Source organism: Ignavibacterium sp., assembly GCA_032027145.1.
Lineage (GTDB): Bacteria > Bacteroidota > Ignavibacteria > Ignavibacteriales > Ignavibacteriaceae > IGN3.
Map to the genome: position 1 here is coordinate 1,833,019 of JAVSMP010000001.1, position 26,222 is coordinate 1,859,240.

Here is a 26,222-nt window from a genome sequence, read left to right on the forward strand (position 1 = left end):
TCTGAGTGCTTATAGTACCTTTATGCGAGACTGTATTGGTTCAGCGGAAAATGGAATTTGGTGTTAATTAAATAAGGTAGATTAGCTTGCATATCTAACCTCAATTCTTTTCAGTTTAGCTTCTTTAAGTTTTCGTTCTCTTACTTTCAGCTTTTCTTCAACTCTGTCAATAAGAAAATCTTCAGGTGTTAAATAAAACAACGAACTGTGAAGTCTTTTAGTATTGTAGTAATCAATATAAGATGAAATCTGTTTGCGTGCATCATCAAGATTGATTAAAGAGGTTTTCATTAAGCAGTCCTGATGAATAGTTCTATGGTATCGTTCGATCTTGCCATTACTCTGAGGATAAGCAACAGAGGTTCTTATATGCTGAAGTCCTAGAAGCTTCAGATATTCAGCAAAGTCTTTGGAAATAAACTGAGGACCATTATCTGAAATGATTCTTGGCTTTGTGCCGGGGTACTTCTCTAAAGCTCTCTGCAAGGTTAACTGAACATCAAACTGTTGCATACTTCGTCTTAGTTCGTGATGAACTATATATCGTGAGTAACCATCAATAACAGAAATAAGAAACAGAAAAGTTCCGTGATAGTTAACATACTTAATATCGGTATGCCAGTGCTGGTGAGGAGCTGTTGGCTGATCAAAGCCACCTCCTTTAGAAGATCTTTTAACTTTATTCCACCTGTTAAGTAAGCCGGCAGCTTTAAGTATTCTGTAAGTAGTAGCAGGCGAAACAGCAACAACATTATCATCAATCATCTTGTAAGTAAGGCGTCTGTAACCTTCTACGGGATGAACTTTAGCATAGACAATAATGGCTTTCTTCTCCCAGTCCAGGCACCAATGTTCCTTGGAAGTCTTTCCGTTATGGTTATTTTTTACTCCTTTCCTCTCAATCCAGGAATAATATTTACTGGAACTAATGCCTAAAAGAGGAGTGATGCCTTTAAGCGGAATATCAGTCTTGAGTCTTATGAAGTTTACAAACTCCACAACATTATCTCTTACGTCAGGTTCAACCCACTTTCTGTTCATATCTCCCCATCTATACTTTTTTTTATTTCGATGTTTTCTTTAAGCAGAAAGGCTATCGCCTCCTCACGATCTCTTAATTTAGACTGAAGCTTTTCAATCTTTTTCTGTTCCAGGGAGGTTTGTTTCTGATTAACTGATTTACTCTGAAAAATATCTTTAGCATATTCAAAGAGTTTTTTCTTCCAGTTATAGATGTCGTTAGGGTGAACCTGGTACTTTTCAGCAAGCTGGCTGATGGGAAGATTGTTTTCAAGAAGTTCTCTAAGGATAAGAACTTTCTGATCCGGGGAGTAATGTTTTCTTTCTCTTTTTGTTTCGGACATTAGAATTTCCTTTCTATTTTTACATTACACAAAATTACGAAATTCCATTTCCTTCTGAAGCATTACAAGACTACAATTGTATAGTATCCAGCGCCAGGGGATTGTAAAAATATTTGTTCAACATTGTCCCTATTATTATCACCAGTTATTGCTGCAGAAGATGGACTTGCTGAATTTAATTTATATGGATAATAAGTTACTCCGCCTTTTATTAATCGTACATCAAGATCTCTCATAAGTATTGGTCCACCAACCATATTAACCGGTGGTATGTCGTTCCACGTTAAAGTTATTTTTATTGGCTGAGTTCCGTCATTATAAAGATTACTTATTGTACGCGGTTGACCATTTAACAAATCCATTTCCTGAATTGTTGTCGGGTTAGTCTGATCTAGCGAAATAAGCTGTGCAGCTTTGTAAGTATTTAACAGACCCCAGCCATATTTATAGTCTGGTCCAGGATGATCACCGGATTCATCGGCAGAATGAATTAGTATAGCCTTAACAGTAGAGGAAAGCGGAACATATCCACTATGAGTATTTTTGTAATGTTGTAAAAGCAAAGCTATTGAACCAGTAACATTAGGTGCCGCCATAGAGGTACCAGACATATTACCAAAAGTTAAATTTGGTAAAGTTGAGTAGAGTTCATCCCCATTTGCAACAATATCAGGTTTAATTCTTCCGTCTTTAGTTGGTCCCCAGGAACTGAAATCTGTGTTTACTTGCTTTACGTCAGATGAATTTTGATATCCATTAAAGATATCATCAATTGCACCAACTGTAATTATATTTTTCGCCACACCATCAGGTGGCAGACAATTAAATCCATTGGTTACTTCTCCATCCTTTGGATGATAACTTGTACTAGTAACCCAATTTTGACCATTCCAAACCCAATGTTGAGTATTCGGTTCAGGGCCTTGTCCACGATCATTGCCTGCTGCCCATACGATTGTATAATATGGAGCATTAAAAGCAATTTCATCGTAGTCAAAACTTGCTTCATTGTAATTTCCAAAATCCGGATCTTCAATATCCATATTTCCCGCCATCCAATACCAGGCATCTGAGCCCACTTTTCTTAGATCTCCCCATTCCCACCCGGTTATTGTAGCATAAGAGTGATTTGAAAGAAGTATTCCGTTTGGAAAATTAGGATCAAGAAGTGCCGCAGCGTTTGTCATTTCAATTACATCTTCATTCCAATCTCTTGAAATAATTATCGATTTACTTGCCATTCCTTTAGAATTAAAATTATCATCGTCAGCTACAATAGTTCCAGCAACGTGAGTAGCATGATCATCAATTGGTATGGTATCCGGGTCAACATAGAAAACATGTTTCTGACCATAGGTCCCCTCTCTAAAAGATGTATGAAATTCATCAACAGCTCCCCCATCCCATAAACCAATATTAATTCCACTTCCATCAAGATTAAATGGCGAAGACCAAACATCGTCCGTTGAAGTGGTTTGAGCAGCCACTCTATTAAAAGTTGTTCTATAAACAGGGCGTCCATTTTTTATTTCTTTTAGTTCTATTGTCTTGCCATTTTTTGAACTTCTAATTAATAAATTAGGATTTTTTTTAATTAGATTATTTATTTTTTCTTTGTTTATTTCACTTTTTTGTTTCTGTTTCTCCTTAAAAGATTTTAGAGCTAATGTGTCTGTATTACTGATTATTTGTGTTCTAACTTTTTCATCTAAATCATTTTGGGCATTAATCCTAAGTTGAACCAGACAAAACATTAATAAGAATAATAAAACTAGCTTATTCATTTTTAAACCTCATTTTTGTATTATATTATTGGACAAAAAAAAGCATAGCACTACAACTGTAGTGTTTTTCAGAGTGCTGTTTGTCTATTATACCGTCATAGCAGCGTAATTGCTATGGCGGTTTATTTTATTGGCGGCGTATAAAACCTCGCTATTAGTTTCTATATAATATTGTTATCAGTGCTTTATCATCCTGCCACCCAATGGTGGCTATTGTATTATTTTTAATTTGAATCTTTACATAAATATTATTTGACCCCGTATGGATCGAGTTCGAACTGTATCCGTTAAAATGAAAAATTGAGAGGTTTGAACTTAAACCAACAATATCATTATATGATTGACCGTTTACACTGAAAATAGTGTTTAGATCAGGCCTATCAGTTTTTTGCCATTTATCATTTTTATAAAAAACTATTCCATTCCCTGCAGTATATACTAAATTATTTGATGCTGCCCAGACAGAATTTAGGAACATTCCCTGAATAACGTTAATTCTTGAAACATTATTATCACCATCTATCCTTAACAAAACATTATCTGCAGCACAATACTTAACATATTCACCATTTTTGCTTTGAATTCCAGAAATATCACCTATTACTGATATTGTTCCGCTTTCAATCTTACTCCAGCTTTGTCCGTTGTAGTGAGCGATCTGCCCATTTACACCCACAGCATATATATTCTGACTATCTGTTCCCCAGAGTTTCCTTATAGATATCGGAACGCAATAAGTTCCTATTTGTGCTGTATCTGTTAATCGTGCTATCTGACTTCCTTGCATCCCAACCCAAATATCTTTTTCTGAAAATGCAAAAATCGATGAGGCTGCATACGCATTTTGGTGCTGCTGTCCACATATCGTATAAAACATAATTCTGTGTAATTTCCATTCACTTCCATCCCAGTGCACTGCGTTATACATTGTGTAACCATTAATGCTTGTATCTGCTATCATTATTTCTCCAACTGCCCAGATATTGTTTTCAGCTATTATTGCTACATCGTAAAGTGTGCTGCTGCCAATAGTGCCAAATGTCCAACTCTGGAAAGTAAAGTTGTGGCTGGTTGTGTCAAGCGTAGTAACAGAAAGTTCATTGCTTTTATTGTTAGATTGCTCAATTGTTGTAATGAACTTGTATGTTTGGTTTGGCAGCAGGGAATCAATGTAAAGTAGTGAGTCTGCGTTGCTCAGAATAATATTCTGAGTTACGGTATCACCAGTCGGGTTAAATTGTTTTAGTGTTATGGTTGCTGGGTGTTGGAGATTGGTAGCAGTTAATTCAATCCACGCTTCAATGCAGGAAACATCTTCAAGCTTTAATTCAAGCGTTGGCTTTTCGCCATCCGGCGGTGGCGGCTCAGTTGTGTTGCAGGATGCTGAGATTAAGAGTAAGAGTATGAGTGAGAGTAAGGTGATGTTTTTCATATTGTTACCTTTGCCTTAAATAGGATTGTTTTGCGTAAATGTTTTTTTCTGTTGAAATGAAATTAAAAGAATAAAAAGATAAAAGAAACGTATCTCTTTTGTATCTAAAAATTTTAGATAGATAGATAGATAGATAGATAGATAGATAGATAACAATCGTGCCAGAAAGTTTAGTAATTTTTTTCAAAATAACCCTCAAGAAAAAATTTTTATAAAACAGTAAACTCAGGCAGAGAAACAGTCTTGAAATCAAGGCAGCAAAATTCATTCCTTCGCTAAAGGTTTATTTTCAGAGAGATTTTTTTTAACCAGGTAAAAAGAGGAAAAAGATAGTGTAAAATTTCCTAAGTTGTAAAAATTATAGTGATAAAATTGTCGTTAAATATTTTTTAGAATGGAACGCTGATCAGACTGATTTAATTAAGATAATTTAAGATCATAAGCGATCATAAAAATCAGCAGGCTGTTGTAGTAAGATATTATAGTGAACGAACTCCTGTTCGGTCAGAACGAGTAAATTTGTTTTTTAATTAAAGTTTAATAACCACAAAATTATTTTTCTAAAAGCGGACAGGGCAAGCCCAGTCCCTACAAAAAAATATATTAGCAACTTATAAACGCAGTATATAGAACACAGTTTCTAATTGTATTAAGAGTCAATTAAAATATTGTGGCGAAAGAACTCCTGTTCGTTCAGGATTTAAGAAATAATTTTTATTTAAGTTTAATAAAACAAATCCAATTTCTCAAAGAAATTGGGTTTGTGAAAGTAACATTTTACTTAAGCAGCATCATCTTTCTGGAAGAAATGTATTCGCCGGATTGTAATCTATAGATGTAAACACCGCTTGCCAGTTGTGATGCATTAAAGCTTACTTCATATCTGCCAGCAGTTTTTTGTTCATTAACCAATGTTGCCACTTCACTACCAAGTATATCATAAACCTTAAGTGTAACAATTCCATCTTTTGGCAGTTGGTATTTAATAGTTGTGCTTGGATTAAATGGATTCGGATAATTTTGTGCCAACTCATAAGTTGTTGGTAATCCTTCACCTTTGAAGTTCCTTTTTATTAAATTTGATTTTTCAAGGTTAATATCATCCCGCTGGAAATCAGATATAAACAAGTTAACATCTTTACTAACAGTAGTAAATAATCTCAGAAAGTAATCTCCGCTTTCTATGCCCGAGCAATCCACAAGGTAACCGGTATTATTATATTCATCTACGTTTGATTTGTTATAAGTAATATTATCAAAGGTACCAATAACCTGATTTGTTGCCGAATTAACAAGCTCACATTTAAAGTTTACATAAAAAATGTCTGTTAATACTGAATCAGCCAGAGAAGGGTTTACAACATAATAATAATTTGAAAAAATCAGTTCACTTTGAGAGTTTAGATTAAATGATTCAGTTCTTGCAAACTCGTTTAATTCTTCCAAACTATTAACAGGCAGCGTATCTATTCTTTCAATAAATTGGATAGTTTGACCATTTAATGACACATCTCCGATATTAAATAAAAACTCCATACCATTTTTTTCAACAACACCTGCTCTGCCGTAGCTTATATCTGCAATTTCAGTTTCGCCGATTTTTGATAAACCTCCCTGAACAAAATTATTTGTACATTTATTCAACAGGTATGGAGCGGGTGTTGAAGTATTAAAAACCATTACCTTAATGTTATCGAAACTGCTTCCGTTACTAACCATTGTTTGTATTCCGCTTGTTGATAAATTAGCAATTGTACTGTAGTTGCCATTAGAGTTTCGTTTAACAAATTTGGAATACAAACCATTACTTTCGCTCCAGGTTATTATTGAACCAGCTGAAGAATTGATTGAATTGTTATTTGTAAAATTAACATTGTTACTAAAATTTGTAGAACCACCCCAACTGTTGTTATAACCAGCCTTAACAACGACAGCTTCTCTTTTTAACCCGTAGTCATTTTCTTTTGCTATGATTTTTGATTGAGTGTTATTATATGCTCCCAGCCAGCTAACAAGAAGATAGGTTTGTAAGCCATTTGAAATACTTATATTAGGATAATTGTTTTTTGTAAAACCACTTCCAGTAGAAACATTAATTGCTGCTTCATACTGCCAGGGACCCGCGTAACTTTCTGTAACTGCATATTTATACATTATCGAATTCTGACTTTCGTAAACCAAATGAATATGAGCATAACTTTCAACCACAGAAGGATTTATAGAATATAAATTTGTTCCCGGGATTGCTGCTTCACTGCTCCAGTTCCACAAGCCGGTATTTATATTAAACCACTTCGTTCTTTCTTTTAATCCTTCAGTTGAGTTTTTTCTGTATGCAATAAATAATTGAACCTGGTTATATGAGATAACAGGTTTTGCATTACCAAAGTATGATACAGGAAAGTTAGCTACTTCCTCACATTCATTTGCAACCTGTGTGTAAACACCGCTTGCATTCGGAGCATAGGTTGCTAAATAAATTATTGCATCAGGGCCGTACACGGGATCATAAAACTCAAGAACAATTTTAACATTATTAACGTGATATTCTATTGCCGGGTTTTTAGCGTTTGTCATTAAAAGTTCTTCCTGCGACCAACTGCCATCAAGGTTTGAGGTTAAGCTGTGAGTGTAGTAAACATTTCCCATAGATTCATATACCAAATGATATATTCCGTTATCTGTTCTTACCATTTTACGCTGACTGTTGCTGCTTATTCCTGTTGTTGAATTAGACATAAGTTGTCCTTTTAATGTAGCGATTGCAACAGCGTTTGGAGAGTTAAATACAATCCCGGTTACTGCACCCGGAGATTGAATTGTAACACCTGAACCACCCCATCCAACAGGATAGAACTTCCTGTTTTGACCATTAACTGAAATTATCTGCTCATCAGGCATACCGACTTTGTAATAGGGTGGTTTCCAAGTATGGTAAACTGGATCGTACCCTTGATTTAAGAAGACGCCTTTGTAACTGCTTGAATAATTGGGATTAAAGGGCGATGGTCTCGGTAAAAACGGTGCATTCATTCCTTGACTTCTAATTCCATATGGAGGTTCATTAAAATCAACAAGCCAAGGATCCATAAATTCAACCTGCCCTACGTTAATTCCAGTTGATTCGAGAGAATTTTTGATTGTAACTCCATTTACCGCTTCAGAAAAATGAGATATAACCTCTCTCGTTCCAGATTTAATACTTAGTGTATCCCAGTTACGATAACGTTTATTATTGAGGTTATCATCCCAATAATTAAATTTCTGATTTGTGCCTGGTTTCCAATTATGACTTGATAAGAAATATTTTTTAGTGTTTTCCATAGCCACAGGTTGATCAGGTTCAATATAATTCCAAAAAGAATAATCCCAATATGCAGCCTGCCCGAATGGAGTGCCTGAAGCATCGAGTTGTTTTATGGCCACACCAGGAATAATGATATATTCCCTTTCAACCAGTGAACTCCAGGTACCATTCAAATAAGTTCTTGCTTTCATTTTTATTGTACCTATATTTTCCCATGTATATGTTTTAGGATTAGGAGATATTTCGACTTGATAACCCGGAATACTCGGATCATAAGGTTCTGAGCCATCATTAGTGTAATTCATAAAACATCTTAAACCTGATTCCCAGCTTAATGTAGTTTTTAATCCTTGCGGGTAGGTTCCACTAATTGGAAAAAGTTCAGGTACAGTAATTTCAATTCCGATGTTATAGACTGCTGTTGTAGTTAAACTCGGTATCATTCCAGTCTTAAACGCCTTTGCTTTGATAGTAGTAAGGGTAGTAATCTCTAGTGACGGCGGGAATACAGGTGAATTGATAGTAGGCTCTGTGCCGTTTATTGTGTACCTTATAGTTGCGCCGGATGTTGGACAGTATGATGTAACAGTTACGGGATTTTCATAAGTGTCAGGTGGCGGTGTGAAGATTGGTTTCGCAACCTGCTGTTGCTCTGAAATTGAAAAAAGATTTGTTCCGCCAAAAGCACCGCCAAATTGAATCTTAATTCGGTACATTCCATCTGGTACATTTGCAGGAACTGTCCAGACATATTGATTCAATCCATCATTTGCCATTCCAAGTGTACAGACAGTCATTATAAAATTATCATACGAATCGAGTAAATCAAGGTTATATGAGCCTCCTTCGTTGTCGATCCATTTTATTGTATCAACTGCACCTTTTTGAAGTGAGACTCCAGGTTCAGGATGTATAAAAGTAGCAAGTCGGTTTATATTCCATCCTAAATCTTTTAGAATGGCTAGTCCAACCTCGCCGGGTGAATGAATTACTTCTGCCTGATCGAATTGAGGAGTCATTAAGGAATTGCTATTTCCTTGCGGAAATGTAGCTTCATCAAGATGGGAAATACTGGAGCCTGCTTTCCATCCTGCAGGTGCATATAGTTTCGGAAGCCTATATCTTCCGTTTTGAATCCAGGCATTATCACCGCTAAAATAAACATTGTCGCTCGTTAGCTTAGTTTTTAGTTCCGTAGAATGATTGGGATAACTGACCAAGAAATCTAAAGCTGGATAATAGCTGTTTAACGATGTATATATATCATAAATAGATGAATGAGAATTAGTGTCAACGGGAAAACCACTTTTACCTTTATATCCATAACTTCCGCTTACATTAAAAAAATCAATGTATCCTAATCCGTGTGCTGTTTCGTGCAAAATAACACTTACCATATCGACTTTATCTTTCTGTGGTACACCATCTGTACCAAAATACCAACTTACACTATCATTGGAATTAATATTTATTATCATCTCGTAATCATCATCTTCGTTTAAATTCTGATTCATAAGATGTTCGGCAAGCGCAATGGGGTATTGTACATTTTCTTTCGGTAAAGAAGGTGAATTATAATAAGTTGTCGGACCACAATTAGCTAACGTATATACCCCAGTGCTACTGTAACCCAGATCCTTCCAATTTATAAGTATGTTAATCGTCTGATCAGAATTTATTAAGAATTCCCAGATTTTTATCGCATATTCTATTGCTGTCCTCGCCTGCCCTGGAGGCATAGGATCAGTGTAGGAAATTTCAAAGTTAGAAGTTGCGATTTTGCCTAGCACTGTTCTGTATTTATAAATTGAAGGCGGTTCAACTACTGTATAAGCATTATTATGTGTGCCTTCTAAAACAGAGGCGTTATATTGGGGCAGTATGCTAGTGTTACACAGAGCCCAAAACAACAGGATAATGAAAAAACAGTTTTTCATTGTAATCTCCTTTCAGTTTAAGATTAATTGTTTTATTATTATCTTAAACCGCATACAAAAAAAAGCATTAGCTTGCAAAGCTTTTGCGCGTTAAAAATTTTTGTATGCAGCTTAACTCATCCCTGCGTGGCAGCGCGGGGATGAGATTTTTTTATTTCATTAGCATTTACCTCGCTTTAATTATTTCTCCTAATAATTGTTATTACTGCTTTTTCTCCTTGCCACCCCACAGTAGAAATCACATTTCCTTTTACATCTAATTTCAAAAAAATATTTTCTACCGGCACATTGATCGAACCCCAGTTATAACCATTGAAGTGCAAGATTATCCCTAAAGAGCTTATTCCAAACACATCATTATAATTTTGGCCTTTGATTCTATAGAGAGTATTTACCAAAGGATCATTAATTATTTCCCATTTATAATTTTTATATAAGGCATCATTTTCTCCTCCAACAACGTATATTAATTGGTTTGTATAACCCCAAATTGAAAAAATATGCATACCGGATTCAGCTTCAATTCTTGATAAATTTTTGTTTGCATCTAACTTCAACATCGCATTATAAGCGGCTAAATATTTATTGAAACCCCCATTGCCATCTGATATTCCCCATATATCATTTATGTTCAAATCCGTTCCGCTTTCTATCTTACTCCAGCTTTGTCCGTTGTAGTGGGCTATGTTGCCATTGTTGCCTACGGCATATAAATCACTACTGCTGCTACCCCACATTTTATTTATTTGCCAACCATCACCGTTTGGCATTAATGGCCACCCACTCATATGAACTGTGTAACTTACACCATCCCATTTTATGCCACCATCAAACCATACATCATTTTCTGAAAAAGCAAAAACTGTTCTTCGAGGATATTCACCGTGCCCAGCAATTTTCTTCAATTCCCAGATTTGTCCGTCCCAATGCACTGCATTATATTTTGTGTAACCGTTAATGCTTGTATCTGCAACATAAATTTCTCCCACAGCCCAGATATTATTTTCATTTATTATAGCAACATCGTAAAGTGAGCTGCTGCCTGCTGTACCTCCAAACGTAAATGTTTCAAATGTAAAGTCGTGGCTGGTGGTGTCCATTGTTGTAACGCTTAACTCGCTGCTTGCATTGTTGTATGGCTGCATTGCTGCAAGAATTTTATATGTTTGGTTTGGTAGGAGTGAGTCTATGAAAAGTAATGAGTCTGCGTTGCTCAGAATAATATTCTGAGTTACGGTATCACCAGTCGGGTTAAATTGTTTTAGTGTTATGGTTGCTGGGTGTTGGAGATTGGTAGCAGTTAATTCAATCCACGCTTCAATGCAGGAAACATCTTCAAGCTTTAATTCAAGCGTTGGCTTTTCGCCATCCGGCGGTGGCGGCTCAGTTGTGTTGCAGGATGCTGAGATTAAGAGTAAGAGTATGAGTGAGAGTAAGGTGATGTTTTTCATATTGTTACCTTTGCCTTAAATAGGATTGTTTTGCGTAAATGTTTTTTTCTGTTGAAATGAAATTAAAAGAATAAAAAGATAAAAGAAACGTATCTCTTTTGTATCTAAAAATTTTTGATAGATAGATAGATAGATAGATAGATAGATAGATAGATAGATAACAATCGTGCCAGAAAGTTTAGTAATTTTTTTCAAAATAACCCTCAAGAAAAAATTTTTATAAAACAGTAAACCCAGGCAAAGAAACAGTCTTGTAATTAAAACAGCAAAATTCATTCCTTCGCTAAAGGTTTATTTTCAGAGAGATTTTTTTAAAACCAAGTAAAAAGAGGAAAAAAATAATGTAAAATTTCCTAAGTTGTAAAAATTATAGCGATAAAATTGTCGTTAAATATTTTTATAATAGGACGCTGATCAAACTGATTTAATTAAGATAATTTAAGATCATAAACAATCATAAAAATCAGCAGGCTGTTGTAGTAAGATATTGTAGTGAACGAACTCCTGTTCGGTCAGGATTAAAGAAATTATTTCTATTTAAGTTTAATAAAACAAACCCAATTCCTTTTTAACAACAAACCCAATTTCTTTGAGAAATTGGGTTTGTCAGAGAAAAGTTATTTAAGAACTGTCATTTTTCTTGTAGCACTGAATTTTTCAAAAGAGAGTTTATAAAAATAAATTCCGCTTATTAAATCAGATGCATCAAATTTTATTGAATAAAATCCTGCTTTCTTTTGTTCATTTAACAATGCTTTTACTTCATTTCCCAGCACATCATAAATTTTTAATGATACGAATCCAGAAACCGGTATTTGAAATTCAATAGTAGTAGTCGGGTTAAACGGATTAGGATAATTCTGTCCAAGCATAAAACCATCGGGCATACCCAGATCAACCGAAACTGTTTTCAAATATTCATAAGACCCATCGTAGTTTATTTGTTTTAACCGATAATGATAAATACCTGACTTAACTGATTCATCAAGATAGGTGTATTCATTTTTCTCAGTTGTAGTTCCATTACCACTGATAAAAACAAGTTCTTTAAATTCTGTAACATCTGAAGCTCTTTCAATAACAAATCCCGCATTATTTGTCTCGGTAGATGTAAACCAATTAAGTCTGACTTTTCCTTGAACAACAGTTGCAGTAAATGAGGTTAATTCAACCGGTACAAGAGTCGGAATAAAAGAATAAATTTTTCCGTTAAATGATAAAAGATACAATTCATTGCTTTCATCAACTCCAAAAGAAGAAATTGAACCGGCTGCAGTAGTAATTTGTGTATTGGTTGTATTTATTCCGTCATATTCAAGTGCCCATACTCTTCTGCTTACATAATCACCATAAATATATTTTCCAACCAGTTCAGGAACATTTATTCCGCGGTAAACAAATCCGCCTGTAATTGAATAACCTAAAGAATGAGAATATTCCCAGATAGGAAATTCATAAGTTCCGTTGCAGCCGCTTGAATTATAAACATGATTTCCTTCATAACATCTCCATCCATAATTCTTACCTTTTTTGATTATATCAATCTCTTCCCAATCACCCTGTCCAACATCTCCACACCACAAACTATCAGTAACAGGATCGAAACTAATCCGCCAAGGATTTCTCATTCCCCAGGCAAAAATTTCTTTTCGTATATTAGTGTTTGTACTATCAACGAAAGGATTATCAGCCGGTATTCCGTAATTAAGCGGCGCTTGCGGATTATCAACATCAATTCTTAAAATCTTACCTAAGAGTTTAGTAATATTTTGTGCATTATTTTGTGGATCGCCGCCTGAACCGCCGTCACCTGAGCCTATATATAGATATCCATCTGGACCAAATACAACCGCTCCGCCATTATGGTTTGAATAAGGCTGATTATATGTAATAAGGATTTGTTCGGAGTTTTTATCGGCAGAATCTGGATTTGTAGATGAGACCTTAAATCTTGAGATTACAGTTCTCAGTGGACTTGGTGCAGTATAATTAACATAAAAATATCCGTTAGATTCATAGTTTGGATGAAAAGCTAAACCAAGCAGACCAGTTTCACCACCTGATGTTACACGATCCGTAATATCAAGAAATAGTTTTGTTGATTGCGCATTTTCATCGTTTGGAAATACCCGTATTCGTCCATCTTGTTCGACTACAAAAATTCTGTTAGTGCCGTCGCCTGCATTTTGTAAATCCAATGGGTCTGAAAAGGATAGGTTTGGAAATGCTACCCTGAAGTTAAATTGAGCAAAGTTTGAAGTGCTTATAAGTATTAATAATAATACTATAAGATTCATTTTCTTTACCATAGTTTTGCCTCCTTTTAAGTTTATGTTTTTTTTGATTTCGTTTTTTTCTCTCCTGTTTTTGATTTTTTCTTAACCGTTAGTTTAGATTTTTTTGTCTTAGTTTCAGATAACTTTTTCTTTGTACGTATCGGATTAGTCTTATTCTTAATCTTAGTTTTTATCTTTGCTTTTGTTTTTATATTTGATTTAGTTACAGCCTTTCTCTTTCTGTGTTTAGGTTTACTTATATCAGTAGCTGCTGTAATATTTTCAATTTTGTATTCACTCTTATTTATTCTATCTAAAATGTCTTTGTAACCCGTAAATAAATTCTTTAAAGATTCAGTAAAAGATTTTTTTGTAATGTTTTTATAATCAAGCGCGGAATCAAAAACTGAATTGAATAGAACCCATTTAAGCAGCAGTTCAATTCTTTCTTTGTTAAAGTACTTCTTATCCTGATATTCATTTATTTGAATAAACTTACCTGCCAGATCGTCATTAATAAAATTATTTAATAAATCATCAGGATTAGTTAAAAGATAATCAGCTTTGTAGAGAAGCCGGCTTAGCTCATAATATTTGCCTGCATCCTCAAATCTTAAGAAACTAAAAATATCAAAAAGAGGCTTCCAAAGCAGCAACTGGTCAAATACTTTATAATTAATTTTTTCATCGGATATTGATTGCAATATCTTAAACAATATTTTATTTAACAAGAGAAAAGACAAGTTATTTTTCCTTTCCCTGTCATTACTGCTGTGTAAAACTGAAATCAGTTCATTCAACCATTTCGGTGGTCTTGCAGAAGACAAAACTTCCTTAGTAAGATTATTAAACTGGTTAATATTCAAAATGTCAGTTTGAATTGAGATAAGTAAGATATCTTTTTCAATAGTCTTTTGTGAAACCTGTTCCAGAGTATTTATAATTATCAATAACTCATCATCAAATTTTGGAATTTCAACCTCATCATTATTGCTGTAATCCAATGCCAGTAAAAGTTTACTGAATTTAATAGATGTTGAGAAGTGAGTTAATGAATTATGGAATGGTGCTAAATTCATTTCTCCTATTGCCCGCTGAATGGAATCAACACCGCGCCCATTCAACTGATCATAAAGTTTTTTATATCTGCCATCAACATCATATACTTCTCTGAACTCAAGCAAGACTTTTCTTTGATATCCCATTAAGTGAAATGAGAATCCATTCGAACTTATTTCAGTACCCGAAGTAATGTATTCAAGCTGACTAACATAATCCTTAAAAATGTAATAGTGTCCGAAGAATGAAGAAATGTTTAATTCCTTATCAATAGAAGTTGTTTTTGTTTTTCCCTCTTCACCGTAAGATTTTTCGCATGAATAATAAATTTTTCCGATTGCTTCAGTGTAGGAATTATTGTAAATCACCAGAGCAGTTTCATTTCCGCTTTTATTAGTAAAAGCAAAAACATTTTCATTGCAGTTTCCGGTTGAATCAATAAAATCGTACAATTCAAAATCAATAACCTGACTGAATAAATATCTTTTCTTCGTAAGAGGGAAGATTTCTTTTTCATGAAGCCAGACTAAATGTTCATCTATAAATTCAGTATAATAAGAACGCTTATATTCCATACCATACTTTTCGGAAAAACCTTCAAGCTGTCCGTGTGCAAACATCGGCAAACCTGGTAAAGTTACGAGCATTGTTGCAACGCCAAAGTACTTATCACCTTTACCGAATTGATTTATTGCAGTTTCTTCATCCGGGTTACTCATAAAGTTTACATATCGTTTAAGTATTTCTGGATTAAAGGCTAACGTATTTTTTATCAGTAATTTATATTTCTCATTTTCTTCTTTCATAAACATATGCATAAATGCACTGTTGTAAACACGATGCATTCCAAGAGTTCGAACAAAATAACTTTCCATTAACCAGAAAGCTTCAGCAAGTAAAAGGGTGTTTGGCATTTCTGAATTAATACGATCCACAACTTCGCGCCAAAATTCATTTGGCATAATATCATCAAACTGAGAGCGTGTCATAGCATAGTCCGAACGTGAAGGAATTGCTCCACCGGTACCGGGAATAGGAAACCATAATCTTTGATAATGCTTTTTTGCAAGAGTCATTGCTGCATCAAATCTGATAATAGGAGTTTTTCGTGCAACGTGCATTATAGTCTGGATTAATGATTCACGAACTTCGGGTTTCATCAGATTTAATTGAGCGGTATCATTCCACGGCATATTCGTTCCATCGTTGCCGTGATAGATATAAGTACGGTTACCGGTATATTTATCAAGCCGCTCGAAAACAACTGCTGCATCGGTTCTTGAGTAATATTGATCTTCAATCTTTACTTCAACTCTTTCATCATCCGAAAGATTTGGACCGGAAAATTTATAGTTTGGATATGGAGGAATTTTTGATTGAATAAAATAATCTGGTTTATCAACAACCCATTTGGAATAAATTCCAGTATGATTTGGAACCATATCACTTGATAATCTTATCCCTCGCTGCCATGCACGGGCTTTAAGTTTTTCAAAAGCAGATTCACCCCCTAGCTCATCAGCAATTTCGTAATTATATAAAGAATAAGCTGATGAAGCTGCTTCAGGATTTCCCATTATCTGTTTAATTTTTCTGGATGCAGAACTTCGCTCCCAAATACCTATTAGCCACAAAGCTGTAAAATTCCAGCGTGCAAGTCTGTCGAGTTCTTCATCAGGAATCTGGTCAAGTGTTTTAATTTCTCTGCCATATTTTTGAGACAACTGAAAAAGCCACACAGAAGCATTCTTGGCAATCATTACAACGCGAGGCATCCAATCAAGGTCTTCAGTAAATCTTTTTGTTTCTATCTGATAATATTCATATTCCTCAGGTGATAGTTTTCTGCCCTCAGCAAGCTTTTGTTTTAATGATTCGAAATATTTGTAATCAAATTCATAAGAGGGGACAGGTGGAGTTCCTTTTTCACCGCCGCCATGCTGAACAAACAATTTATAATCTTCGTGAATAAGATCCTTGCCTGAAAGAATTTTTGTTAAAACAGATTCATCAATAAAATCTGTCCAGTTTGATCTGATAAAATCTAATTGTTCTTCGATGTTATAAGGACTTTGAATAATCGGTTTGCGTAAAAAAGAGATTAAATTAAATCCGCCGATCTTTGGTTCATTTTCAAAAAAGATTTCAGTTTGTTCTATTATTTCTTTGTACTTTGTATCATTGGCAAGCTTTTCATCATTATAAAGTTCTTTAAGCTGATATGTAGCCGGATTTATGTTTTCCAGATTTAATAAAATCAACTCTTCCAGAATTATTTCACTATTATTTTTATTTCCTGTTATGCCTTTTAAATAATCATCAGAACTAATCTTATTTTGAAAAACAGACAGCGGTGGAAATTCTTCGATAAATTTTAATAATGTTTTATTCAGTTCATCTTCACTTAGAGTATTCTTCAGATAATCAATACTGCTTTTGAAAACATTAGCGTTGTTATTTTCCTCGTATTTTCTGATAAGAAGATGTAATATTTCGTGGAGTAAACCGAGTGCGTTTATTTGTCCTGAGGTTACCTGCATCTCAAATTTGCCTTCTTCGCGTCTGACGGTATTTATCTTTTCAGAAATCAGTCTTGCAGCGGAAAAATCTGAAATTATCAGATTTCCTTGCAGAGCAAATAAATTTTCTTCAAATGAATATTTAATTCTTGATTCTTTAGAGACGTGGAAATAATAAGTAATCATAATACTTCGAGATTAAATGATAGAACAGAATTACAAAGATTTGAGTTGAAATATAATAAAATATAGTGTGAAATAGATTTAAACCTATTTGTTAAGAAAACAAAAAATAAGTCATCATGGATGAAAAGCTATACTCGATCCTATCCATGTCTTATTTTTATTAAAATCCACACCCATCATTTTACCTTTACTTGTGCGGATAAGATTATTAACAAGCATTGGCTTTTGATTTCTATCTTTCCATAAAAACATCATACGTATTTCAGCTTTTGAAAATCCATCGGGGGTTTCGATCAACGGAGCATAATCAACTTTTTGCTGTAAAATATAGTTGTCTTTATTTTTTATAGAATCAAGTTTCTCTTTAGTAACATCAACTTCAACCCCGAGTCCGGCAAATGAAAAAAGTGGTTTTAAAACAAAATCATTTAAGTTATCAGGATAACTTTCAAGCTGATTTAAGTAATAACACTCAGGTACATAATTACCATCAAGCTGAGGCAGAGAAAATTTACTTATCTTAAAAAACCAATCAGGATGCCCTGCCCATTCTGCTTCGATTTCATCTTTAAAGTTAAATTCAAATTCAAGATTTTTTCTTTCAAGTTCATCAAAGATTACCCGATTATAAATGCGTTTGATTTCAACTTCTTTTCCATCCCTAAAGTAAAATAATTTTTTTCCTCTTTTCTTAACCTTAGAAAGGCAAACCGTTGTTATTCCTGTTAGTTCTTCAGTAGCCGCAAAATCAATCCGTGTTTTTTGTTTTTCAGGTTCAATTTCAAGAAGAATTACATTAACCGGATCGTGTTTAGCAAGAATACATTCAGTTAATAAATTGCGGTAAGTAGTTTTATTTAATCCGCTGAAATAATTATTAAAACCAACCGGTATATCAAAATGTTTTTTTATTGTATCGCTGAGATAAACCTGAAAACCATAAAGAGACGGAAATGCCTGAAGCTCGATAAGTTTTGGAATATATTTATCGTCAGTTTTAGTAATAGCAAAATCTAATTGCAAAAATGGCGGATGCTCAAAATTATCAGGAACTTTCAAATGAGCTGGTATTGCATCTTCAGATCTCTTTAAGAATTCTTCTTTTTGAATTTGCTCGGTTATATCATCGCAAGCTTTAATTAGTTCACTTGTAAGATCCCTGCTAAGAAAAAGCGGGGTTTCGCAAACCCTAAAGTCTGGCGGATATCTTAGCACTGAATTCAGATCATCAAGATATGTATGATATAACTGATCAGTAAACTCGCTGTTAAATTTTTTTCTGATTTCAGGGATCATATTAAGCAGTGATTAAAACCAAATCATTGACAGCATTGTTTAGAAAATTAGGGATAACCGTTTTCCTAGTTAATTTTATTTTATCAGGCTGTTCAAGTAAACCTATCATTTCCCAGTATTTGTCTTCGCTATAACGATCAATAATAAATTTCTTTCTCTCATCTTGTTTAAAATGGAAAAGCATACTTTCAGGGTCAGCTTCAGGATGAAATTGTGTTCCAACTATTTCATTTGAAATTCTAACAGCAGTGATTGCCGGATTATCTTTGTTTTCTTCTTCAGGTATTTCCCAGGATAAAATTTTTACTCCGGATTCATTAAGCTTCTTCATATTTGGATTTACAACCTGCCAATGCCGGATATCAGCAGCATAAAAGGGGTCAGTAAGGCTCTGAAGAATGATATCTTTCTTTCCATCTTCTGTTCTTGTAAAAGGCATAACACCAAATGAATTAATAAATCGCTTATTAACTTCACCGAACTTAAAATATCTTGCCATCATCTGAAAAGAGTGGCAGATGAAAAAAATATATTTCTTTTGCTCTGAGGTTTGATTGTGATTCCAGATTTTATCAATCAGATTAAAATAATCTTTATCCCACTGCTGATTTTCACCTTCAAACGGGCTGCCTGGTCCACCGGATGAAATAAAAATATCATAACTCAAATCAGGAACATCACCTTTGTATCTTGTTTCAAAAACCGCATACTTCAAATCAATGTTATGGTTCTTTCTGCCAACATCCGAAACAATTTCCTTTATGCAGCGCATTCCTTCATTTCGTTCGTTGTTATACAGGTCTATTGTTGCAACTTTTATTTGTGTCTTGTTCATAATAATTAAAAATTTTCCTTTCTGCTATCTTAGAGTTACAGGAACGGATTAAAGTTTTAATCCCTTGTAAGTCTCTTCGATAATATAATCAACTACATTCTTCGTATCTCGTGATTGTTCCCAAACAGCAAGCTGTCTATCCGCACCGGTTCCCATCTCAATAATTTTATGTATGTAATTTACTTCTTCCCTTGAGTTAAGTTCATCAACAACATCATCTATAAACTCAAGTAATTCATCAGCAAGTTTATTGAATTCAACTTCTTCTTTTTTCCCGAAATCAATCAGTTTACTGTTAATACCATAACGAGCAGCCCGCCATTTATTTTCTGCAATCAGCGCTCTGCGGTACAGACGAAATCCAAGATTCTGTTTTATTAATTTATGAAGTTTTGCAACTACTGCCTGCATTATTGCTGTTAGTGCTATTGTTTCGTCAATTCTCATCGGTATATCGCATATACGGAATTCTAATGTTTTAAAAACCGGGTGAACACGGATATCCCACCATATTTTTTTTGCATTATCAATACAACCTGTTTTTACAAGTAAATCAACAAATTTATCATACTCAGATACTCCGTTAAAATAATCAGGGATACCTGTACGCGGAAATCTGTCAAATACTTTGCTTCTATAAGATTTAAATCCTGTATTTCTTCCAAGCCAGAAAGGCGAGTTGGTTGACAAAGCAAAAATATGAGGTAAGAAATATCTTGCGGCATTCATAATATGAATTGCTACTTCACGATCTTCCACACCGACGTGAACGTGTAATCCAAAAATTAAATTAGCACGGGCAACCTGCTGCATATCATCAATTATTACCTTGTAACGCGGGTGTTCGGTTATCTTTTGATCTTTCCAATGAGAAAAAGGATGTGTGCCTGCGGCTGCAATTTTGAGTCCGTTCTTCATTGCAAGTTTTGCAAGATCAGTTCTGAGTTTTGTTACTTGTTCCCGTGCATCTTTTACATCACGGCAAATATCGGTTCCTATTTCAACCACAGATTGATGCATCTCTGCTTTTACATTTTCCTTAAGTATAATCTTTCCATCTTCAAGGATTTGCTGTATGTGAGATTTTAATTCACGTGTAACCGGATCAACAATTTGAAATTCTTCTTCAACTCCAAGTGTAAATAAACCAGCCTCTGTCATAGTAACTCTTCTTTCTTATTTTATCGGTTTATTGTTTGCAAATGATGTTATAAACGAGCCCCAGGTTAAATTATTCTGACCTGGTTTATGCGCTTTTACTCTTCTGATAGCCATATTTGCTGCTGCTTCAACTATCCATTCAAAATTTTCCTGACCAACAGAATTTACATCAGCATCAGGAGCGGGATTACAGAAATCAATTGCATAAGGGATTCCGTCTCTTACAGCAAACTCAACAGTATTAAAATCATATCCTAAAGCTTTGTTTAATTCCAGAACTCCATTATGTATTTTATCCAATAATTTTTTCTCAATTGGTTTTGGATTTCTTACATAACGTAAATGATGCGGCTGTTTTGGATCATATTGCATAATGTGAACATCCTGTCTATCCAGGCAATAACATCTGAAATACTCTGTAAAGATAATTTCTTCCTGAAGCATCATTACAAGCTGTTCAGTTTCGTTATATGCTTTAAAGAATTCATCCATATTATTCAGCTTATAAACATTTTTCCAGCCGCCGCCGGCAAATGGTTTAAAGTAAGCAGGAAAGCCAACATATTTGAAAATTCCTTCCCAATCCAACGGGTATGCTAAATTACGGAAAGATCTTTCATTTGTATCCGGCGGATGTTGATTTGACGGGAGGATGACAGTTTTTGGAACAGCAACTCCAATCTGTGTTGCAAGTGCGTTATTAAAAAATTTATCATCCGCACTCCACCAAAAAGGATTGTTGATTACTGCTGTACCGGTAATTGCTGCATTTTTTAACATTGCACGATAGAATGGAACATCCTGGGAAATTCTATCAATCAGAACATCATAACCGAGCGGTTCGCCCTGAATAACTTTATTAATATGAGCTAACTCAGCTATTACTCCACTTTCTTTTTTGTTATTAACTCTTTCAACAAAAGCGGGTGGAAAAGTATTTTCCTGCCCAAAGAGAATTCCGATCTTTTTCATTCTGCCAACCTTTTTAATTTTGTTTTTTGCTTATAATATTAAACAGTATAATTTCAATATTCAACTTTATTAATGAATCAAAAAATAATTACATAAATCAAAATATGATTCTGAAAAGTTTTTTTTAATCCATGGAAAAATTGATAACAGAAAAATATCTAACCTTAACAATCGTGGGCAAATATAAAAAAAAATGGTTTTATAACAAGCATTGACAGTTCTTATTACTTCTGAAAATCCTGATAACCAGGTATGAAGAATTTTTCAATATTTGAATTCTAAATTCGCTATTTTTACATTTCAATTATGAAATCTCAAACTCAACAAACGCCATTAATGGCACAGTACTATAAGATTAAGCAGGCTCATCCTGATACAATTTTGCTTTTCAGGGTAGGAGATTTTTTTGAAACTTTTGAAGAAGATGCAAAAACAACTTCAAAAGTACTTGGTATTACTTTAACCAAGCGTTCAAACGGTTATGCTGGTGATACCCCGCTTGCCGGTTTTCCCCATCACGCAATAGATAGTTATCTTCCAAAACTTGTGCGTGCCGGTTACAGGGTTGCTGTCTGTGAACAGATGGAAAATCCAAAGTTTGCAAAAGGAATTGTTAAACGGGAAGTTGTTGAAGTGGTAACTCCCGGAGTTACTCTTTCGGATAAACTTCTTGATCACAAAAAGAACAACTATTTACTCTCAATCGTAATTCAGGATAAAATTTGCGGACTATCGTTTTGTGATATTTCTACTGCTGAATTTTATGTTTTTGAAATTCCACTGATACAGCTTGGTGATATGATTGAATCTATCAATCCATCTGAATTTTTAATTCCAAAAAAGGATAAAGAATTTTTAACAGAACTGATTGAAAAGATCAACTCATCTCTTAGAATTACGAAACTGGATGATTGGATATTTAATTTTGATTTTGCAAATGAACTTCTAAAGAATCATTTTAAAACTCTAACACTTAAAGGCTTTGGAATTGAAAATCTTCCGGTCGGAATAATTGCAGCAGGTGCGGTTCTCAATTATCTGAATGATACTCAAAGGGTAAATTTAACTCATCTTAACAGAATTTCACTCTACAATCCTGCCGATTATATGATACTTGATTACTCGACAAAGAGAAATCTTGAAATAACATTTTCTATGCAGGATGGCGGCAGAGAAGGTTCTCTGATTTCGATTCTTGATAAAACACAGACTGCAATGGGCGGGCGTTTGTTAAAAAAATGGATATCTGCTCCTTTGCGCGAATTAGATCAGATAAAAAAACGCCACGACAGTGTTGAGGAATTATTTAAGAACAAAAGAATCAGAAAAAAATTAAATGAACATTTGAGGGAAATCGGTGACCTTGAAAGATTGATCTCAAGAATCTGTACCGGCAAAGCTACTCCACGCGAAGTTGTTGCACTAAAATCATCATTAAAAATTATACCGGAACTGAAAGAACAATTGAAAGATTCTACTGTTCAGACTTTAAAAACTATTTCTGATCAGCTTGATTCAGCAGAAAAAATCGTAGAAAAAATTTCTGCTGCAATTATTGATTCACCGCCTGCATCTATTAATGAAGGCGGAATTATCCGTAATGGTTTTAGTGCTGAGCTTGATGAACTGAGAGATATTTCTTTACACGGGAAGGAATGGATTGCAGCTTTTCAGCAGACTGAAAGAGAAAGAACCGGAATCCCATCTTTGAAGGTAAATTTTAACAATGTGTTTGGTTATTACATTGATGTAAGCCATACACATAAAAATAAAATTCCGGATAACTACATACGCAAGCAAACGCTTGTAAACAGTGAGAGATATATTACTCCTGAATTAAAAGAATACGAGGATAAAGTACTTAATGCTCAGGAAAAGATAAATGAACTTGAAGCACAATTATTTAATGAGATCCGCTCGCTTGCTGCAAATGAAACTGAGATAATTCAGAAAAATGCAAAACTGATTGCAATGCTTGATTGCTTTAACAGCTATGCACAGTGTGCGGATGAATATAACTATGTAAAGCCATTTGTAAATGATTCAGACAAAATCAACATAATACAGGGTCGTCATCCTGTTGTTGAAAGAATTATTGATCCTGGAAACAAGTTTACTCCAAATGATACTTTTCTTGATAATGATACTGATCAGATTATTTTATTAACCGGTCCTAATATGGCAGGTAAATCTGTTTATTTACGTCAGGTTGGACTTATAGTTCTGCTTGCTCAAATTGGTTCTTTCGTTCCTGCAAAAGAAGCAGAGATAGGATTGGTAGATAGAATCTTTACACGTGTTGGTGCCAGCGATAATATTACTGCGGGCGAAAGTACATTTTTAGTAGAGATGCAGGAGGCAGCAAATATTTTAAATAATGCAACTTCAAAAAGTTTGATTCTGTTAGACGAGATTGGAAGAGGCACAAGTACGTTTGACGGTATATCTATTGCCTGGGCAATTACAGAGTATCTGCACGAAAATCCTGATATTACAGCCAAAACATTGTTTGCAACTCACTATCACGAATTAAATGAAATGTCCGAGTTGTTTCCGAAAATAAAAAATTATAAAGTTGAGGTTCGTGAATATGAGGATAAAGTTGTATTTCTGCATAAAGTAAGTCCGGGCAGGGCAGATCATAGCTATGGAATACAGGTTGCACAAATGGCAGGGCTGCCGCTTTTTGTAACTAACCGTGCAAAGGAAGTTTTAAACAATCTGGAAAGTAAGGAATTAACTCCTTATGAAGTAAAAAAGGAACGGCTGAAAAAATTAAAATCGATTAATGATAATCAGATTAACCTGTTTGAATTTAAAGATGATGAACTGAGAAGTGAAATAAAAAAAATGGAGCTTGATAAAATCACTCCGTTAGAAGCATTGAATAAATTAAATGAATTAAAAAAGAAGATGAAAGAAAATGATTAAAAAATTGCTTTTAATTGTACCAATGGTTGGTATTCTGATCTCTTGCGGAAAACAAGATAAAGTTATGAATCTTGATGAACTTTATATTAGCAAGTTAGAGCAGGAGAGAGAAAATAAGGATTGGGAATTTACTTATGAATTAAAATCGCCTTTTAATATGGATTCAACTGCTAAACAGCAGCCGTTAAAATATTTTGAACCTGCAGCAGAGTTTATCTTTAATTCGAAATTATATAAGAATGAAAAAAAGGATACAATAATAATCTATGGAACCCGCGGTGAGGAAAGGAGATCACTGATTGAGGGATTCTTTATACTTAATTATAAAGGGAATGATTATAAATTAAATTTATATAAAAGCTTCAGTAATAGCGGACAAGGATATTATACTATTTTATTTACTGATAAAACAACCGGAAAAGAAACTTATCATGTAGGAAGGTATCTGGACTTTTCTATGAATCCTGATCCTGAATTTATTTACGAGATTGATTTTAACAGGGCTTATAATCCGTATTGTGCTTATAGTGATTTATACACTTGCCCTATACCGACTAAAAATGATTATTTGGATTTTGAAATCAGAGCAGGTGAGAAAAACTTTCATACTGAATTAAACATGGAGAAGAAGTGATAGTAATTTTAGAACAAGGTATTTCTGATCAAAACCTTGATAATGTTATTAAACACCTTGAAGATTATGGATTTGTTGTTAACAAATCTGTTGGTGAAGAAAGAATAATTTTAGGTGCAATTGGTGTACAGCCGAATTTTGATACAAGAAAAGTTAAAATATTAGAGGGCGTTAAAGATGTTTTCAGAATTACTGAACCATTTAAACTTGCAAGCAGAAGTTTTAAAAAAGAAAATACTGTTATTAAAATAAAAGATGTTGAAATCGGTGGTAAAGAAATTAATGTTATTGCAGGTCCTTGTTCGGTTGAAAGTGAAGAACAAATATTTAAAATTGCTCAGATAGTACATCAAAGCGGAGTAAAAATATTACGCGGTGGTGCATTCAAACCTAGAAGCTCACCTTATGCATTTCAGGGGCTTGGTGAAGAAGGATTGAGATATTTACGAAATGCTGCCGATCAGTTTGGTATGCTTGTAATTACTGAAGTGCTCGAAAATTCAATGATTGATCTTGTATATAAATACACAGATATTTTTCAGGTTGGTGCAAGAAATATGCAGAATTATTCTCTGCTGAAAGAACTTGGCTCAGCAAAGAAACCAGTATTACTTAAACGCGGATTTTCAGCAACAGTTGAAGACTGGCTTATGTCTGCTGAATATATTCTGGTAAACGGAAATTCTGATGTATTTCTTTGTGAAAGAGGAATAAGAACATTTGAAACATACACACGAAATACTTTCGATATCTCTTCAATTCCTGTCGTTCATAAAAAAAGTCATCTTCCGGTTTTTGCTGATCCATCACATGCAACCGGTCTTAGAGATAAAGTACTGCCGATGGCAAGAGCAGCAGTGGCAGCCGGAGCTGATGGTATAATGGTTGAAGTTCATTATGATCCTGAAAAAGCTTTATCTGATGGACCGCAGGCTTTATTGCCTGAACAATTTACTGAATTGATGAGGCAGATTAAATTAATTGCAGAAATAATCGGCAGGAATATTCGCTCTAATTAATACTTACTTTTTACCGTTTGAATTACCTATTAATCAATTATCTTAAAAGCAAGATTTCT

Annotated in this window: 15 protein-coding genes; 3 read left to right on the forward strand and 12 right to left on the reverse strand. The window is 34.3% G+C overall.

The window, feature by feature from the left end:
* Positions 1-81 precede the first annotated feature (81 nt).
* The 12 genes from ROY99_07640 to ROY99_07695 form a co-directional block, all read right to left on the reverse strand.
* Entirely contained in the window at positions 82-1,041 is a 960-nt protein-coding gene (locus ROY99_07640) for an IS3 family transposase (protein ID MDT3696252.1), read from the reverse strand.
* Positions 1,038-1,364, reverse strand: a complete 327-nt coding sequence (locus ROY99_07645; GenBank protein MDT3696253.1) for a transposase — start codon at positions 1,362-1,364, stop codon at positions 1,038-1,040. Before ROY99_07645 ends, ROY99_07640 begins: the two co-directional genes overlap by 4 nt.
* 62 nt (positions 1,365-1,426) lie before the next feature.
* Entirely contained in the window at positions 1,427-3,148 is a 1,722-nt protein-coding gene (locus ROY99_07650) for a S8 family serine peptidase (protein MDT3696254.1), read from the reverse strand.
* A gap of 154 nt (positions 3,149-3,302) precedes the next feature.
* The gene (locus ROY99_07655; GenBank protein ID MDT3696255.1) at positions 3,303-4,580 is read right to left on the reverse strand and encodes a glucosyl transferase; all 1,278 of its coding nucleotides are present in this window, start codon (positions 4,578-4,580) and stop codon (positions 3,303-3,305) included.
* Between the two features lie 777 nt (positions 4,581-5,357).
* Positions 5,358-9,824, reverse strand: coding sequence for a chitobiase/beta-hexosaminidase C-terminal domain-containing protein (locus ROY99_07660; protein ID MDT3696256.1), 4,467 nt, complete (start codon positions 9,822-9,824; stop codon positions 5,358-5,360).
* Positions 9,825-10,000: 176 nt separating this feature from the next.
* The gene (locus tag ROY99_07665) at positions 10,001-11,275 is read right to left on the reverse strand and encodes a glucosyl transferase (GenBank protein MDT3696257.1); all 1,275 of its coding nucleotides are present in this window, start codon (positions 11,273-11,275) and stop codon (positions 10,001-10,003) included.
* 617 nt (positions 11,276-11,892) lie between these two features.
* Positions 11,893-13,584 (reverse strand): PQQ-dependent sugar dehydrogenase, encoded by a 1,692-nt coding sequence (locus tag ROY99_07670; GenBank protein MDT3696258.1) that lies wholly within the window; start codon positions 13,582-13,584, stop codon positions 11,893-11,895.
* 20 nt (positions 13,585-13,604) lie between these two features.
* Positions 13,605-17,315, reverse strand: coding sequence for an alpha-amylase family glycosyl hydrolase (locus tag ROY99_07675; GenBank protein ID MDT3696259.1), 3,711 nt, complete (start codon positions 17,313-17,315; stop codon positions 13,605-13,607).
* A gap of 114 nt (positions 17,316-17,429) precedes the next feature.
* Complete coding sequence (locus tag ROY99_07680) at positions 17,430-18,611, reverse strand: hypothetical protein (GenBank protein ID MDT3696260.1); 1,182 nt, start codon at positions 18,609-18,611, stop codon at positions 17,430-17,432.
* Between the two features lies 1 nt (position 18,612).
* Positions 18,613-19,446 carry a hypothetical protein gene (locus ROY99_07685; protein ID MDT3696261.1) on the reverse strand — a complete coding sequence of 278 codons (834 nt, stop codon included), beginning with the start codon at positions 19,444-19,446 and terminating at the stop codon, positions 18,613-18,615.
* A 48-nt stretch (positions 19,447-19,494) separates the two neighbouring features.
* Positions 19,495-20,607, reverse strand: a complete 1,113-nt coding sequence (locus ROY99_07690; protein MDT3696262.1) for a carboxylate-amine ligase — start codon at positions 20,605-20,607, stop codon at positions 19,495-19,497.
* Positions 20,608-20,622: 15 nt separating this feature from the next.
* Positions 20,623-21,579 carry a hypothetical protein gene (locus tag ROY99_07695; protein ID MDT3696263.1) on the reverse strand — a complete coding sequence of 319 codons (957 nt, stop codon included), beginning with the start codon at positions 21,577-21,579 and terminating at the stop codon, positions 20,623-20,625.
* A gap of 306 nt (positions 21,580-21,885) precedes the next feature.
* Between ROY99_07695 and mutS the strand changes: the two genes are divergently transcribed.
* The 3 genes from mutS to aroF are packed head-to-tail and all read left to right on the forward strand — an operon-like array spanning position 21,886 to position 26,163.
* Positions 21,886-24,510 (forward strand): DNA mismatch repair protein MutS, encoded by a 2,625-nt coding sequence (gene mutS, locus ROY99_07700; protein MDT3696264.1) that lies wholly within the window; start codon positions 21,886-21,888, stop codon positions 24,508-24,510.
* Entirely contained in the window at positions 24,503-25,144 is a 642-nt protein-coding gene (locus tag ROY99_07705) for a DUF1684 domain-containing protein (GenBank protein MDT3696265.1), read from the forward strand. Before mutS ends, ROY99_07705 begins: the two co-directional genes overlap by 8 nt.
* Positions 25,141-26,163, forward strand: a complete 1,023-nt coding sequence (gene aroF, locus ROY99_07710) for a 3-deoxy-7-phosphoheptulonate synthase (GenBank protein MDT3696266.1) — start codon at positions 25,141-25,143, stop codon at positions 26,161-26,163. The genes ROY99_07705 and aroF overlap by 4 nt, the downstream gene beginning before the upstream one ends.
* Positions 26,164-26,222: the final 59 nt, after the last annotated feature.

What these genes read in the sequence shown, in the direction of transcription:
- ROY99_07660 (MDT3696256.1), bottom strand. Translation starts at nt 9,824, where the DNA reads ATGAAAAACTGTTTTTTCATTATCCTGTTGTTTTGGGCTCTGTGTAAC.
- ROY99_07670 (MDT3696258.1), bottom strand. Translation starts at nt 13,584, where the DNA reads ATGGTAAAGAAAATGAATCTTATAGTATTATTATTAATACTTATAAGC.
- ROY99_07705 (MDT3696265.1), top strand. Translation starts at nt 24,503, where the DNA reads ATGATTAAAAAATTGCTTTTAATTGTACCAATGGTTGGTATTCTGATC.
- ROY99_07690 (MDT3696262.1), bottom strand. Translation starts at nt 20,607, where the DNA reads ATGACAGAGGCTGGTTTATTTACACTTGGAGTTGAAGAAGAATTTCAA.
- ROY99_07695 (MDT3696263.1), bottom strand. Translation starts at nt 21,579, where the DNA reads ATGAAAAAGATCGGAATTCTCTTTGGGCAGGAAAATACTTTTCCACCC.
- mutS (MDT3696264.1), top strand. Translation starts at nt 21,886, where the DNA reads ATGAAATCTCAAACTCAACAAACGCCATTAATGGCACAGTACTATAAG.
- ROY99_07685 (MDT3696261.1), bottom strand. Translation starts at nt 19,446, where the DNA reads ATGAACAAGACACAAATAAAAGTTGCAACAATAGACCTGTATAACAAC.
- ROY99_07640 (MDT3696252.1), bottom strand. Translation starts at nt 1,041, where the DNA reads ATGAACAGAAAGTGGGTTGAACCTGACGTAAGAGATAATGTTGTGGAG.
- ROY99_07655 (MDT3696255.1), bottom strand. Translation starts at nt 4,580, where the DNA reads ATGAAAAACATCACCTTACTCTCACTCATACTCTTACTCTTAATCTCA.
- ROY99_07675 (MDT3696259.1), bottom strand. Translation starts at nt 17,315, where the DNA reads ATGATTACTTATTATTTCCACGTCTCTAAAGAATCAAGAATTAAATAT.
- ROY99_07645 (MDT3696253.1), bottom strand. Translation starts at nt 1,364, where the DNA reads ATGTCCGAAACAAAAAGAGAAAGAAAACATTACTCCCCGGATCAGAAA.
- ROY99_07650 (MDT3696254.1), bottom strand. Translation starts at nt 3,148, where the DNA reads ATGAATAAGCTAGTTTTATTATTCTTATTAATGTTTTGTCTGGTTCAA.
- ROY99_07665 (MDT3696257.1), bottom strand. Translation starts at nt 11,275, where the DNA reads ATGAAAAACATCACCTTACTCTCACTCATACTCTTACTCTTAATCTCA.
- ROY99_07680 (MDT3696260.1), bottom strand. Translation starts at nt 18,611, where the DNA reads ATGATCCCTGAAATCAGAAAAAAATTTAACAGCGAGTTTACTGATCAG.